15 protein-coding genes are annotated in these 15,074 nt (G+C 37.1%); 6 read left to right on the top strand and 9 right to left on the bottom strand.

Annotated elements, in window-relative coordinates:
- The first annotated feature begins 492 nt into the window (after nucleotides 1-492).
- The 5 genes from AB1422_01210 to AB1422_01190 all read left to right on the top strand — a co-directional run bounded on the left by AB1422_01210 (nucleotide 493) and on the right by AB1422_01190 (nucleotide 3,329).
- Nucleotides 493-762 carry a DNA polymerase III subunit beta gene (locus AB1422_01210; GenBank protein ID MEW6617964.1) on the top strand — a complete coding sequence of 90 codons (270 nt, stop codon included), beginning with the start codon at nucleotides 493-495 and terminating at the stop codon, nucleotides 760-762.
- Nucleotides 763-848: 86 nt separating this feature from the next.
- Entirely contained in the window at nucleotides 849-1,232 is a 384-nt protein-coding gene (locus AB1422_01205) for a hypothetical protein (GenBank protein MEW6617963.1), read from the top strand.
- A 143-nt stretch (nucleotides 1,233-1,375) separates the two neighbouring features.
- Complete coding sequence (locus AB1422_01200; GenBank protein MEW6617962.1) at nucleotides 1,376-1,747, top strand: four helix bundle protein; 372 nt, start codon at nucleotides 1,376-1,378, stop codon at nucleotides 1,745-1,747.
- Nucleotides 1,748-1,889: 142 nt separating this feature from the next.
- On the top strand, nucleotides 1,890-2,624 hold the full coding sequence (locus tag AB1422_01195; GenBank protein ID MEW6617961.1) for a metallophosphoesterase family protein: 735 nt from the start codon (nucleotides 1,890-1,892) through the stop codon (nucleotides 2,622-2,624).
- A 3-nt stretch (nucleotides 2,625-2,627) separates the two neighbouring features.
- A complete protein-coding gene (locus tag AB1422_01190) occupies nucleotides 2,628-3,329 on the top strand; it encodes a DUF3108 domain-containing protein (protein ID MEW6617960.1) in 702 nt (233 codons plus the stop codon).
- 26 nt (nucleotides 3,330-3,355) lie between these two features.
- Here AB1422_01190 and AB1422_01185 read toward each other — a convergent pair whose 3' ends face one another.
- The 5 genes from AB1422_01185 to AB1422_01165 all read right to left on the bottom strand — a co-directional run bounded on the left by AB1422_01185 (nucleotide 3,356) and on the right by AB1422_01165 (nucleotide 8,726).
- Nucleotides 3,356-3,874: a methyltransferase domain-containing protein gene (locus tag AB1422_01185; protein ID MEW6617959.1), complete on the bottom strand. Its 519-nt coding sequence runs from the start codon at nucleotides 3,872-3,874 to the stop codon at nucleotides 3,356-3,358.
- A gap of 404 nt (nucleotides 3,875-4,278) precedes the next feature.
- Nucleotides 4,279-6,636 (bottom strand): AmmeMemoRadiSam system radical SAM enzyme, encoded by a 2,358-nt coding sequence (gene amrS, locus AB1422_01180; protein MEW6617958.1) that lies wholly within the window; start codon nucleotides 6,634-6,636, stop codon nucleotides 4,279-4,281.
- 23 nt (nucleotides 6,637-6,659) lie between these two features.
- Nucleotides 6,660-6,992, bottom strand: a complete 333-nt coding sequence (locus AB1422_01175; GenBank protein ID MEW6617957.1) for an STAS domain-containing protein — start codon at nucleotides 6,990-6,992, stop codon at nucleotides 6,660-6,662.
- Between the two features lie 59 nt (nucleotides 6,993-7,051).
- Nucleotides 7,052-8,395 (bottom strand): response regulator, encoded by a 1,344-nt coding sequence (locus tag AB1422_01170; protein ID MEW6617956.1) that lies wholly within the window; start codon nucleotides 8,393-8,395, stop codon nucleotides 7,052-7,054.
- Between the two features lie 190 nt (nucleotides 8,396-8,585).
- The gene (locus tag AB1422_01165) at nucleotides 8,586-8,726 is read right to left on the bottom strand and encodes a hypothetical protein (protein ID MEW6617955.1); all 141 of its coding nucleotides are present in this window, start codon (nucleotides 8,724-8,726) and stop codon (nucleotides 8,586-8,588) included.
- A gap of 753 nt (nucleotides 8,727-9,479) precedes the next feature.
- Between AB1422_01165 and AB1422_01160 the strand changes: the two genes are divergently transcribed.
- Nucleotides 9,480-10,256 (top strand): hypothetical protein, encoded by a 777-nt coding sequence (locus AB1422_01160; protein ID MEW6617954.1) that lies wholly within the window; start codon nucleotides 9,480-9,482, stop codon nucleotides 10,254-10,256.
- A gap of 58 nt (nucleotides 10,257-10,314) precedes the next feature.
- On the opposite strand, the gene AB1422_01155 is transcribed toward AB1422_01160, so the two are convergent.
- From AB1422_01155 to AB1422_01140, 4 genes are all read right to left on the bottom strand, one after another.
- Nucleotides 10,315-10,680, bottom strand: coding sequence for a response regulator (locus AB1422_01155; GenBank protein ID MEW6617953.1), 366 nt, complete (start codon nucleotides 10,678-10,680; stop codon nucleotides 10,315-10,317).
- Nucleotides 10,681-11,021: 341 nt separating this feature from the next.
- The gene (locus AB1422_01150; protein MEW6617952.1) at nucleotides 11,022-12,083 is read right to left on the bottom strand and encodes a type IV pilus twitching motility protein PilT; all 1,062 of its coding nucleotides are present in this window, start codon (nucleotides 12,081-12,083) and stop codon (nucleotides 11,022-11,024) included.
- Between the two features lies 1 nt (nucleotide 12,084).
- Nucleotides 12,085-13,545, bottom strand: coding sequence for an ATPase, T2SS/T4P/T4SS family (locus AB1422_01145; GenBank protein ID MEW6617951.1), 1,461 nt, complete (start codon nucleotides 13,543-13,545; stop codon nucleotides 12,085-12,087).
- A gap of 187 nt (nucleotides 13,546-13,732) precedes the next feature.
- Nucleotides 13,733-15,016, bottom strand: a complete 1,284-nt coding sequence (locus AB1422_01140) for a GAF domain-containing sensor histidine kinase (GenBank protein MEW6617950.1) — start codon at nucleotides 15,014-15,016, stop codon at nucleotides 13,733-13,735.
- Nucleotides 15,017-15,074 lie beyond the last annotated feature (58 nt).

Raw genomic sequence — 15,074 nt, 5'->3', positions numbered from 1 at the left:
AACTGATAATTGAAATTGATGGAGAAACCCACAACGAGAGTAGATTTGAGTACGATATGGAAAGAAACAACCCCCTATGCCCCCTTTATTAAGGGGGATGGAAATTAAAGTCTATGGGTTTAACTCTCATAAGATTCAATGATAGTGATGTAAAGAAAGATATAGACAATGTTTTAAGGGCAATTGAAGGATGGATTGAACAATCACAACCCCCTAACCCCCTTTATTAAGGGGGAATTGCCTGGAACCCCGGGGTAAGTCTAGCCTCCCTCTGGGTAGAGGGGAAAAAGTAAAATTGCCCTCCACCCCTATTTAAAAAGGGTGAAAATCAAGAAAAAGCAAGAAATTGACATTTGCAACTCTTTTGAAATCAAGGAGTTATATAGTAGGAGGGCAATAAGAAAAAAGCGTATTTGTAACTTCTTGTTAATCAAGGAGTTATGAATTTCGTGAAAGGCTGTTATACAGAAAGCAAAGAAGGAGGTAATAAAGGTGGCAATAAATCAAGGACAAATTGAAAAGATAGTCTCTTTGGCTAAAATATATGGTGCTACACGATTGATTCTTTTTGGCAGTGCGCTGGAAATGCCATTAGAGACGAGAGATATTGATTTGGCTTGTGAGGGAGTAACAGGATGGAAGATTTATGAATTGGCGGCAAAACTTGAAGAGGAGTTAGAAACACCTTTGGATATAGTTCCATTAAGTCCGCCAACACGGTTTACAAGGTATATTGAAACAAAAGGGAAAGTTTTACTATGACAGATGAAGAACTTCGTGAAGAAATCAACATTGAACTTGAATTGATTGAGTCAATTCTGTGAGAACTTTTATCTTTACGCGATGATATATCTAAAAGGGAACCAACTGTTCGTGAAAAAACCGCTGCGGGTGCTTTTCTTGCTCAGTTTTATGGAGGTATAGAAAATATCCTCAAACGAATTAGTCACTTTTATTCTATTCCATTGCCAACTGGTAGTAACTGGCATACTGACTTATTTAAACGATTTTGTGCACCTTCCTATGTCCCTTTACCAGTTTTGTTTGATGACTCTCTATCTTTAGCCTTTGCACCTTTTCGCAAATTCAGACATGTTGTATATCACGGATATGGTTTTCAATTGGAATGGGATAGGATGCAAGAGGGTATTAAAAACATAGAAGATATATTTCTAAAATTCAAATCCACGCTTTCTAATTACTTGCAAACACTGGGGACGTATCGAATCTAATACCTGATGAATAAGGGATTGTTTTTTTAGAGAGCAGAGGGCAGAGAGCAGAGGGCAGAAGGCAGAGGGCAGAGGGCAGAAGGCAGAGGGCAGAGAGCAGAGAGCAGAGGGCAGAGGGCAGAAGGAAGGAGCAAAATGATATAATGAGAATTGAAAGCTATAAAGACTTGAAAGTATATCAATTAGCATATCAATTAGCAATGGAAATATTTGAACAAACAAAAAGTTTCCCTAAGGAAGAAAAGTATTCACTTATTGACCAAATGCGACGCTCATCACGGTCTGTTTGTACATCTATAGCAGAAGCATGGAGAAAAAGAAGATACCCCAAATACTTCACTAATAAATTGACAGATGCTGATGCTGAAGGTAGCGAGACCCAGGTATGGATAGATTTTTCTTCAAGTTGTAAATATATCAATGCGGAGATTTACAAATATTGGACTCAAGGCTATGAAGAAATTGGAAAGATGCTTAATGGAATGTTGAAACAACCTGAGAAGTTTTGCCAATAATAATCTGCTCTCTGCTCTCTGCCTTCTGCTCTCTGCTCTCTGCCTTCTGCTCTCTGCAAATCGACCTGATGAATAAGGGATTGCGACGAAGAAAACGGGGCTCGGGGTCCGGGACTCGGGGCTCGGGTGGTGGAATAATTTTATGAAATATGGAATTATTTCGGATATTCATAGTAATTTAGAGGCTTTAAAGGTAGTCCTTAATGAATTGAAAGATGTTGACCAAATAATCTGTCTGGGAGATATTGTTGGTTACGGACCTCTTCCAAATGAGTGCATTCAGGAAATAAGAAATCTTTCAGGATTGAAGGTGGTTGTTGGTAATCATGATTTAGCCTGCATTGGTTGGAAGGATACCTCCTGGTTTAATGAATATGCCCAAAGAGCGATTATCTGGACTATGGATACTTTAACTAAAGAGAATAAAGAATATTTAGCCTCATTACCAGAAATCATCGAAGAAAAAGATTTTATTATGGTTCATGGCAGTTTAAATGATTATACAGATGAGTATATTAGTGGGATTAAAGAAGCCGCTAAAAACTTCAGGTTATTAAAAAAGAGTAATCTTTTATTAGTAGGACATACCCATCATCCATACCTATTTGTTTATAAAGAATATTACCCAATTTATTCTATTAGACTTGGTGATACAGATACAATTAGAATTTTGTCTGATGAGAAATTAATCGTTAATGTTGGAGCAGTAGGACAACCAAGAGACGGTGACCCGAGAGCAAGTTTTGGCATATTTGATACAAAGACTAAAGAAATCACGATACATAAAATTCCTTATGATATCCGAAAAACACAAGAACTAATGAGAAAAGAAGTTTTACCCACACTCCTGATTGACAGATTATCAGAGGGATATTAAAAAATGCGAAGGATATTTTTTATAATCATATTTATTTTTATCAGAACAACGATATGTGCTGAGGAATTGCCATTTGGAACAAGCGACAAACTTACCTATGAGGTTCGGCTATTTGGATTTAAAATAGGCAGTCAAATAGATGAGGTTATAGGAATCGAGGAGATAAATACTCAGCAAACTTATCATCTTCGCTCTACAATTAAATCTAATCCTTTTTTTTCACATTATTACTACCTATCTGAACAAATAGATAGCTGGGTGCAAACCTCAACTTTACTTCCAGTGCTGACAATAAAGGATATTAACCGCAAAAAATATCATAAACATTATATCTCCACATTTGACCACATAAATCAAAAGGCAGTTGTTTTCAGTCAACATACGGATATAACTCGAACTATTGATATAGTTCCAAATACCAGAGATTTTCTTTCTTTAATTTATTATCTACGGAATCAAGATTTGAAAATAGGTAATTCATATCTTTTAAGTTTATTAACTTCAGATGAAGTAGAAAAGATTAAAGTAAATATAGTAAAAGAAGAAATGCTCTCTACCCCGGCGGGAAGGTTTAAAACTTTAAAGGTAATAGCTGGACCAGATATTATCGTCTGGTTCACAACAAATAAAACACATCTACCGGTTAAGATTGAAGTAAAAACCGATGCAGGACCGCTAAAGGCATATCTGGAAAAAAAGGAATAACGGGTGTTATCCCATTACCGCGGAAGTTAAAAGTTAAACTGTTTTTTTAAGAGATAAATTTTATTTAAACCGAATTCAAATGATTTAGTTTTTTCAATAATCAAATTTGCTTCTTTGAAGATTGCTTTAAGGTCCTGAAGACTTAAGCCAGGTGTCTCATTTTGATGTATTTCACCCCTCATTAATTCATCCTTGATTTCTATCAAATGTGCTATCTTTCCAATTAAAGGGGCTATCATTGTGATAATTATTCTCCCATCCTTTTTCAATATCCGCCGTGCTTCCTTCAAAACTGATACACGATACGGAATATGATTTAAACATGCAAGAAAAGTTATGGTATCGAATGTTTCATCTTCGAATGGTAAGCAATCAGTTCGTTCAACAACATAATCCGGTCTTTCTCCCCAATTAAAAACATCAACCCCTACTCCTTCTCCCTTATATTTTTTAACAAGATTATTATAACCACAACCAATGTCAAGTAATCTTCCTTTTACAAAAGGAAGCACTGCTTTTATCCTGAAGATTTCTGTCAGGTCCATCCGGTCTTTTTTTGTTAGTTTTAGAGTTAGTTTTTGGATTATATTAATCTTTAATCACCTCATTTTTAGTAACCGTTCAGCCACAGAGGCACAGAGTTCACAGAGAATTAGAGAAATTAGCCACAAATGGACACGAATTATAGCATTTATTAATCGAAATTTGACATAGATATGGTTATGAAATTCCAAATCACAAATTCCAAATTCCAAACAAATTCGAATGACCAAAATTCAAAACATTACCCCCCATAGTTTGGTATTTATTACTTGAAATTTGGTGCTTATTTGAGATTTGGTGCTTGGGATTTGGGATTTTTCCCTTATCCACTCTGAGTAAAATTTTGACTAATAACTGCTATATTCCCTCTGTGTTCTCTGTGACTCTGTGGCTATATCCTGAACGGTTACCATTTTCCAGAGATTGGTTGCTTACAGAATTTACATTTGCCCTCCGCAAGATTATTCTCAATGATTTTAAACCCAAACCTTTTTATTATTATTTTAGAACATTTGGGACAATGGGTATTTTCTCCGGGATGACCGGGGACATTGCCAATATAGACATATTTTAATCCGGCAGAAAAAGCTACCTGGCGAAGTGTTTCTAATTTGTGGACAGGTGTTGGCGGTAGATGTTCTAATTTATAATGTGGATAAAAACGGGAAAAATGTAACGGGACATCATCTCCTAATTCTTCTTTAATCCATTTACACATCTTTTCATTTATCTCTAAATCATCATTTTTATTTGGCACAACTAAAGTTACAATCTCAAGATGAATATTATTTTTTTTAAGGGTTTCGAGAGTATTTTTGACCGGGGCAATCCAGGCTGAAGACATCTGTTGATAATATTCATTTGTAAATCCTTTCAAGTCAATACACGCCGCATTCAAATATTTACATAACTCTTTCAATGGAGTGGGATTAATAAATCCATTTGAATGATAAGTAGTCATTATTTTTTGTTTTCTGGCTAATTTACAGGTATCCAGCATATACTCGAAAAAGACACTTGGTTCGGTATAAGTAAATGCCAGCGAAGGACATTTTTCCGATAATGTTGCTTGAACGATTAATTCCGGGCTAAGAGGGAAATTTATTGTTTCCTCAGGCGTTGCTTGTGAGATTTGCCAATTTTGACAGAATTGACATCGTAAATTGCAACCTGCCGTGGCTAATGAAAAAACTGATGTTCCTGGCAAAAAATGGAAGAAAGGTTTTTTCTCGATTGGGTCAATATGAACCGCACACGGATTTCCATAGACAAGCGTCATTAATTTCCCATTTTGATTCTCTCTTACCCTGCAAAAACTCCTTTGTCCCGGACCAAGCGTGCACCTTCGTGGACAATTTTGACACTGCACCACACCATCTTCTAATACTAAATAATTTCGTGCTTCCCGGGGTGAAATGTAGCCTTTTCTACCTGAAATTTCTGCACCAGACCCAATTTTAGGCAAAAGAGGACAACTGGCTAAGGCTAAACTTAATATTGAGATTTTCTTAAAAAATTCACGCCGTGTCAATTTCATATAACAACCCCCTCCCCCCCCAACTACTTTCAAAAATGCCTCCACAACTTGCGGGTCAAATTGTGTGCCTGAGGCATTTTTTATTCTCGATAAAGCCTCCTGAGTAGTCATTTTATTTCGATAGGCACGATTTGAGGTCATAGCATCATAGGCATCTGCCACACAGATTATCCTGCCGATTAAAGGAACTTCATCACCCTTTAAATTATCTGGATACCCACCTCCACAGAATCGTTCGTGATGATGTTTCATCCCGGGAAGGACTTTTTCCAGTTGACTGATATGCTCCATAATTTTGCTACCTTTGAGGGGATGGAGTTTTATCTTTTCGAATTCTTTGTCATCCAGACCACCGGGTTTGTGAAGAATATCATCTGGTATGCCAATTTTTCCAATATCATGTAAAAGCCCGGCTAATTGCACCTCCTCTTGTTCTTGCACACTCCATCCTAATCTTTTAGCAATCTCTACTGAATATTCTGCTACCCTTTCCGAATGACCATAAGTATATGGGTCTTTGGCATCTATGGTTGAGGCTAAAGCCCTCACGGTGTCCCAGAAGAGTTCTTTTATCCTGATAAATAACCGGGCATTTTCAATAGAAATACCCACCTGGGAGATTAAAGTAGAGATTAGATTCATCTCATCCTGGCTGAATTCCTTCTTGTTTAGACAATTGTAAAGATTAACTACCCCTAAAACTTGTTCCTTGCCCATTATGGGAAAAGAAAGAAAAGAAGTTATCTCATTAATTAATCCATCCCCTAAATCTTCAAACTGCTCATAGGAAAGATAAACCTTGCCTTCATTAATAACTTCAGAAAGAATTTGGTGTGGTGGTCTTAAAACTGTTTCTGGATAGATAATCTTTCCACTTTCTTTGACAATCTCTACTACCAATTCTCGGTTTCTGGGATTAATCAGCATAATCGAAGCCTTCTCTACCCGAGCTAAATCACTAATCATATCAATGGAGATGTCCAATAATTCCTTCATCTCCATAGTGAAACTTATCATCTTAGTGGCGTAATTTAACTCATACAAGGAAAGGAGTTTTTCATTTAATCTTTCCTCAACTTCGATATTTTTTGTTTGCAATGAAGAAAGCATTTTATTTAGAGCACAGATTAGTTCTCCTGCCTCACCTTGAGCCGAAAGATTAATTGAATTAGTCTTTCCTTCAATGATAGATTCAACGGCTTGAATAATGTCCTTAATTTCTATCATCTCTCAATTTCCTTGTCAGAACACTAAATATCCCGGACTGCCTCTTCTTCTGTCTCGTAGATATTAAAGATAGAGGTAAAGCCCGCCAATTTGAAGATTTTATAGACATTGGGGTCTAAATGACAAAACCTTAAAATTCCATCTCGAGCCTTCATCTCTTTAGCCACAAGTAATAGCACCCGTAATCCGCCGCTGGAGATATAATCAACCCTTTTAAAGTTAATGACCACCTTGTTCTTTTCCTGTGTCATAAGGTTATGCCATTCTTCTTCTAATTGGGGAGCCGTAGCGGCATCTATTCGACCAGTAAGATTCATTACGGTAATTTCCTGAATTCCTTTAATTTCTACCTTCATATCTTTTCCTCCTTGTAGTTTATAATTGGTAACCGGTACTCAGTATTACCCATAATCGATTACCTTTTTGCATTTAATCTTTTGACCATTATCAGTTCATTGCCTTCTTTCGGGTCAAAATAGTAATTGATTTCATCCATCAATCTTTTCATAAAGTAGATACCTAATCCACCTGTAGTTCGGTCTTCTAATTTAGCCTCTAAATTCGGTTCAGGAATGGTATTGGGGTCAAATGATTGACCATAATCCTTGATTTTAACGATAAAATTATTATCTTTGTATTCACAATTAATCTCAATAGAGCCTTCACTACCTTTTGGGTAGCTATGTTCAACTATATTTTCACACGCCTCTTCAACAGCAACTTGAATATCAAATCCTGTATCCTTATCCAGCCCAAATTTTTGTGTTGCTTGATTAATAAAGTTACTCATCAAAGGTAAATTTTCCAATTTAGCCGTAGTCTTGAAATTTAACATTTTTCTTCTATCTTTGACATAGCTACTACCGGCGATAGATTTAGCGTATTTTTTCATTTCAGCCGCCGCGGCACTTATCTCACCCAGATGCGTAAATTTGTTCTGCTCATTAGTTACACAGGCAATCGAGATAGAGATTAATGGAAATTTATTTGGTTGTCCTTTACGGTCTGGACAGAGAAGAAAACCTCTTTCCCTATCTTCTTCATCATAGAAATTGAGAATACCAATGTCAAATGCTTTAATAATTTCATTACAGATAGAATCAACCTTAGTCGGTGTAGTCAGGACAACAAAATCATCACCACCTATATGACCTACAAAATCTGTTGAATTTCCCAACTCTCTTATGGTTTGAATAATCGTCTGGGAGGTAAATTGGATAACCTCATCTCCCCGCTCATAGCCATAGGTATCATTAAATGCCTTAAAGTAATCCAGGTCAATATAAAGGATACAAAAACTTCTTCCTTGTTTTATTACCTCTGTAATCTTGTTATTAATCGGGACATTCCCTGGTAAGCCTGTTAATGGGTTAGCCTGCATATCCCGTTTAATGCGGCGCAGATTTGCCTCTACCCTTACCAATAACTCCTGCGGGTCAAAAGGCTTTGCCAGGTAGTCATCTGCACCAACCCTTAACCCTTTTACTTTATCATCCACATCCTTCTTAATCGATAAGATGATTATCGGGATATGACTTCTTAACCAATCTTCCTTAATCTTTTGACAAACCTCATATCCATCCATAACAGGCATCATCAGATCCAGGATTACCAGGTCAGGTTTTTCGGTCTCAATCTTTCTTATTCCTTCCTCGCCATTGTTGGCAGTGATTACTTCATAACCTGCTTTTTTTAGATTATACTCACCTATTTTCCGAATTGTTTGGTCATCATCAACAATTAATATCTTTTGTGGCATTTTTAATTACCTCTTAAAAATGTGTATTATATTTTGAAATCTTTAACTATCTGTAATTTGAACTTAGAATCAATGGTATGATAAATCATATTATTCACCTTCTTCCTGAAAATAATTATATCAAAAAAGGGAGTTAATTGTCAAGTTAATATTCCTGAAAACTTACCCATAAGTCTTAAAAGGTAAATATTTAGTAACCGTTCAGGCTATATATCAAAAGTGTAAGAAAGGGGATAAGGAGATAAGAGTGATATGGAGATAAGATAATAGAAATAGATTGAAATTTATAGAAATAGGTAGAAATTGATTGTGGAAAACAACAAATTTCCATAAATTTCTATTAGTTTCTATTAATTTCAATTTTTTTAATAATATCTCCCTATCTCCTTAATCTCCACATCTCCTTTTGTTACACCACCTGAACGCTTACGAAAAATAAATGTAAAATGTAAAATAGGAAATGAAAAATGGGAAATTTTAGAACTTCGCAAAACTCATTACCTTTCAGTTATACATTTTCATTTTACATTTCTCATTTTACATTATCCATTTTACATTTAACCGCACAGGTCGAAATTTTTTCCTTATGTGATGGATTATCTTTTTTTGTGAAGAAAAATCTTAACTTTTTAATCCACCTATTACTTAAATTATGGGATATTAGGGGTTAATCGTGTCCTTATGTGGTTAATTTCCCTAATTCTCTGTGAACTTTGTGCCTCTGTGGCTGAACGCTTACAATATTTATTAGGTTTTCCCTAATAGATATAACAAAATTTAAGATTAAAAGATGTAGGTAAGTTTCAAAATAATACGTCAGTTATTTGAGGGAATGAACATTAACCTGCGGAGGACAGAGCAATGAAAATAGTAGGCAAGTAGGTAGTAGGTAAGTAGGAAAGGGATAAAGGATGTGCACGGTATTCCTCTTCTGGGGGCGATGTCTCCCCCTTTCCTACTTTCCTACTTTCAGGAAAATCCCCCATTTCACTGACTCATTACGTTTCAAAATAATTTTCTGTTGACAAAAGATCTTAGGTAATGTTATAATTTTTATATCGTAGACAATCAGGAGGAGTAATTTATGCACACACAAACAATGAGCCGGGCGGATTTTAGGATAACAGAGCCAATAAAGAGAGAGATAGTAAGGATAGTTGATGAGCGGATAAGGGAAAATTATGTTACCCGAGAGGACTTTTCTGAACTTAAGACAATAGTGAGAGATATTGGGATTGAGGTAAAGGAGTTAGCTGAGGCACAGAAGGAGTTATCATCGGCACAGAAGGAGTTATCATTAGCACAGAAGGAATTGGCTGAGGCACAGAAAAGGACAGAGATAAAGGTAGAGGAATTAACCGTAGCACAGAAAGAATTGGCTGAGGCACAAAAGAGAACAGAGATTGAGATAGAGAAGATGGCATTTGAGATAAGAGGGCTTGCTAAGGGATTAAAGGATACAAGGGTAGAGCTTGGGGGATTACAAAAGAGTGTTAGCTACGGATTTGAGAATGAAGCCTACCGAATGCTTCCAGCCCTGTTAAAGGAAAGGTATGGGATAGAGATAGAGAAGAGATTGGTTCGTGCAAAGATTAGGGGAAAAGAAATAAATATATTTGGCAGGGGAAGGATGGATGGGAAAGAGATAATGCTGGTTGGTGAGGTCCAACTCAGGCTTGATGAAATACGCAAGAAGGATAAGGAGGGGATATTTGCGGATTTGGAGGAGAAGGTAGAATTGGTAAAGGGTGAATACCAGGCAGATGTAGTAAGGTTGTTAATTGCCCATTTTGCTACGACTGGGTTTATAACTGAAGCAGAGAAAAAAGGGATAATTGTGGTGCAGACCTTTGAATGGTAGGGACAGAAATTAGGGTCAGACCGGGTTTGCATTCCACATTCACGGTCTGACCCCAATATCACTTCAATATCGAATTAACCTTTTCGACCAAGTCATTCGGATTGAATGGTTTATTCAAATGTTCTATGGCACCCATTTCCCCACTTATCTTTTTATACACATCCCCTTCTTGAGCAGTAAGGATGACTATCGGAATATCCCGGGTCTCTTCGTATCCCTTTAACTTTAACAAGGCGGTGTAGCCATCCATTATCGGCATCATTATATCCAGGATAATTAAATCTGGCTTAATGTCTCTACTTCTTTCTACTGCATCCTGTCCATTACTGGCAGTAAAAACTTCATAACCTGCCTTTTCCAGGTTAAATTTCCCTATTTTGAGGATAACTTCATCATCATCAGTTAAAAGTACTTTCTTATTCATATTTCCCACCTCCTTTTTTACTTACGAACACTCTCGGATAAAACTTACCCTTGATTTTATTAGCCTTTTCAGCTAACTATTTTTTCCTTTTTATTTCTATAGTAGTTATTAACGAAAATTTCTCATAGAACAGATATAGCAACAGGGTTGATGGTTGATAGTTGATAGTTTATAGTTTATAGTTGATAGTTTATAGTTGATGGTTGATGGTTGATAGTTTCATAGACTATCAACCATCAACCATCAACCCTCAACAATACTAATGTGAACTTTTGGTTAATATTTCTATATGTCTTCTCTGTTCCTCTGCGTCTCTGCGGTAAATTACCACCTGTATCTTCTTACCTTGATTCATACCCATATCTATCAAAAATATTTTTGTTAAAGGCGCGTTTTATGGCTTCTTGTTTAGTGATTTTGGTTTCATTAACCAATGCCTCTAATGCCTGGTCCATCGTTTGCATACCATCTTTTCTTCCTGTCTGAATAAGTGAAGGTATTTGAAATACTTTGCTTTCACGAATCATATTTTTTATTGCCGAGGTAGTAACCATTACCTCAGCGGCACAAACCCTTTCTTTTTCATCAATGGTTGGAATAAGTGTTTGCGAGACGACACTTAAAAGGACCTCGGATAATTGTGTTCTAATTTGGTCTTGTTGTGCCGCAGGGAAAACATCTATTATTCGATTTATAGTCTGCGGTGCGTTAACCGTATGTAATGTCGCAAAGACCAGATGACCTGTTTCCGCCGCGGTTATGGTCATAGCTATTGTCTCCAAATCACGCATCTCACCAACTAAGATAACATCAGGGTCCTCTCTTAAAGCATTTTTAAGTGCCCCATAAAAAGAGCCGGTATTTGTGCCTATCTCTCGTTGGTCAATTAAACAATTCTTATTCTCATAGACATATTCTATCGGGTCCTCAATAGTAATGATATGTTCAGTTCTCTTCTGATTGATAAGGTCAATCATCGCGGCTAATGTCGTGCTTTTGCCACAACCAGTAACTCCAGTAACCAGGACTAGACCTCTTGACTCGTGAGCAAAATTCTCTAATACTAAAGGTAATCCTAATTCCCGAATAGATTTAATCTTAGTAGGAATAAGTCTAAATGCCAATGAGTCGCCTCTTCTTTGAGAATAGGCATTGACTCGAAATCGACCTATTTCAGGGTATTCAATGGAAAAATCGAGTTCCAGCTCTTTGTCAAATCTAACTTTTTGGCTCTCGGAAAGGAGAGAATAAATTGTCTGGCGAATCTCTTCTTTAGTTATCTTTTCATCACTTACCTTCTCTAATTTTCCAACAACCCGAATTAGTGGCGGGGCATCTGAAGATAGATGAAGGTCCGATGCATTCCTCTCTTTACATAACATAAGTAATTCTTTCAGATTCATTTTAGAACACCTCCTTCAAACTAATCGTTCCTGCGGACATTTTTTCTTTAAGGAGAGATGATAGGGAACGAAATCCACTCTTTTCTGCATCCTCTTTTACCTTCTTTAAATCTCCCTCTCGCAGGAAGGTTTTAAGCCGCTCATTAAAGATTAACACCTCATAGAGGTAGTTAACACCTTTTCCAGCCCCGACAACCTTTTTCCGGGCAATGAGCATTAAAAGGGTATTTGCAAGTAGTGTCGAACCTAACTCCTTGATTAACTGCTCAAGGGTGTCAAAGCAAGATGGGTGATACATCTGACCTAATATCAATTTCCCGGCTAAGGCAGTATCGAAACACTGTTTCAGGACATACTCCTGGCTCATATCTTCGAGCATTATTATATCAGCCCCAGAAGAAATGGCAGATTTTAGCCCTGAATCTGCCTTTGATTCGAGCTGGATAAATTCATCGTTTTGATAAGAGGTTGCCTCCTCAATAGTTACCACACGCTTATTTCTGACCTCGGATAAAAGTGAATAGCAGGTTGCTGTCCGACCACTCCCTGGTGGTCCGGTAACGATAATTACGCCCGAAGGCTGATTAATTATTGTTCTTATTTGCTCTATCAACTCATTTTGAAACCCTAATTCCTCCAATTTAAAGATTTGTTTTTGTCTTTCTAATATTTTGATTGTCCAGCAATCACCGTTGATACTGGATAAAACAGAGGTATGGAGATACACCTCTTTATCGCCAATTCTGGTGAGGATATTGCTTTCTTTTCCGGTAGCCGGGATGTTAGTCATTATCTTCAATCGAGCACATATCCCTGGATACAGGCTTAAAGGTTGAGGTTTTTTCTCCTCCAACCTACCATCCCTCATCCGGTAAAGTATCCTTAGCTGGGTGCTGGTCGGCTCAATATAGAGCTCGCTGACGCCTTCGGTTACTGCCTCTGTTAAGTGATGATAAACAAAGGCTACTCCTGAGGTATCGGCTAAAATTTCTTCCGGTGGTTTGGGTATTTGAGTTAATTCCTTCCCAAAAATCTGGTCAATTACCTCTAAAATCTCATCAGCCAGACCAATAGAAATTTTTGCCGAACACTGAGTAATACCTTCTGCCTCTTTGATTGCCTCCACATCAGTTGGATCAGCCATAACTAATTCTATTTCATGGTCGAGACAAACAATAGGTACCATACGATACCTCTCCAGTATCTCTCTGGGAATAGATTTGACTACTGCCGGGTCAACTATCTGAGGAGAGATATGGACATAGGGTAGGTCAAGATAACTACTCAAAACATAATTGATTCCTCCTTCATTCACATAGTTTAATTCTCTTAGAACTTCCCTTATATCCCTATTTTTTTCTGCAACTACTTTTTCTGCTTCTTTGAGTTGCTCTTGTGTCATCAGTTTGTAGTCCACTAACAATCGACCTAAATCAATCTTTTCTGTTGTTACTACAGGCATATTTTCCACCTCCTTTTTTTTGGTAACTGGTAATTGGTGAATGGTAATTAGTTACCAATTACCAGTTAACCGATTACTTACTTTTATTTCGTGAAGCACTATAATATGGAGTAGTGAAGTGATGGAAATATGGGGGAATGAATTTAAAATTAACACTCCATTACTTCATTACTTTCATCTGTGAAATCTATGGATTATTCCTGACCGGGATAGTAAAATGGAATGTTGCACCCATCCCCAATTGACTTTCCACCCATATCTTTCCGCCATGATGTTCTATAATCTGCTTACAGATAGTCAGTCCCAGTCCTGTGCCCTGTGTTTTTTTACCACCTACCTGTTTAAATTTATCAAATACCTTCTCTAAATCCTCCCTGGCGATACCTACTCCGCTATCAGTTACACTTACTTGCAATATTTCTTCGGGTTGGTGTCTATATTTTATCCTTACTTCTATCTCACCTCCCTCTGGCGTAAATTTAATGGCATTGCTAAGCAGATTAATCACGACCTGCATCAATCTCTCATAATCACCAGTGATGTTTGGTAATCCCTCTGGTATATTCATTTGAATCTTTATCTTCTTCTGGCAGGCTACTGGATTGATATTGGTAATAGACTGATTAATTACATCTCTTAGAGATATTTGGTTCATATCCCATTCCAGCATACCCGCCTCTATTTTAGATAAATTCAGAATATCATTGATTAATCTGGTCAACCTGTCAACCTCTGAAGAAATAAGGGATAAAAATTCTGTTCTGATAGCAATATCCTCATCAGGGTTATTAACCAATGTCAGAGCAATAGCCTTGATTGAGGTCATAGGTGTCTTCAATTCGTGTGCCGCGGTAGAGAGGAAATCTGATTTAGCCTGGTCTATTTTTCTTAATTCTTCGTTTGCCTCTGCCAGTTCCTTAGTCCGTTCTGCGACGCGGAGTTCAAGCACTTTTGCCCATTCCTCCAACTCCTTATATAATCGAACATTCTCTATATTGACACCAACCTGTGTGGCTAATGTAGAAATAAGATTAATCGTATCCTGGTCGTATTCATTGCATTGGGAGTAAAGGCAGACGACTCCTATCGCCTTTTCCTGACCAAGTAATGGAATACAGAGTAAAGAGTTTGCATCTTTTCCTGAATCATCGCCTATGTTTTGAAATTGAGCGGGATTATTGGTGAAATAAGGTTTAGTTTCATTAATTACCTCTAAAATTAATTTGGGAGCAGGCTCTAATCTTTTCTCCGGGTAATTATAAATGGTTGAATACTGGCGTTTTACCACGGCTATTTTTAGACTAGAATCCTGAGAGTCAAGTAATATTATAGAACCGCAATTGGCTTCTGCCAGTTCTAAAAACATATCAATTGCCACCTCTATCAGCCCTTTTAAATCTGTAGCTGAGTAAATCAATTTTGTGGCGTAATTCAAGGTATATAAAGCAAAATCTTTATCTTGAGACTGCATATTTTTTCCTTTCCTCCTGAAAATAGAAAGTAGAAAGTAGAGAGTAGAAAGTAGAAAG

The organism is bacterium, from assembly GCA_040757115.1.
In the GTDB taxonomy this organism is placed as follows: domain Bacteria; phylum UBA9089; class CG2-30-40-21; order CG2-30-40-21; family SBAY01; genus JBFLXS01.
This window is presented reverse-complemented; position numbering and strand designations above follow the sequence as displayed.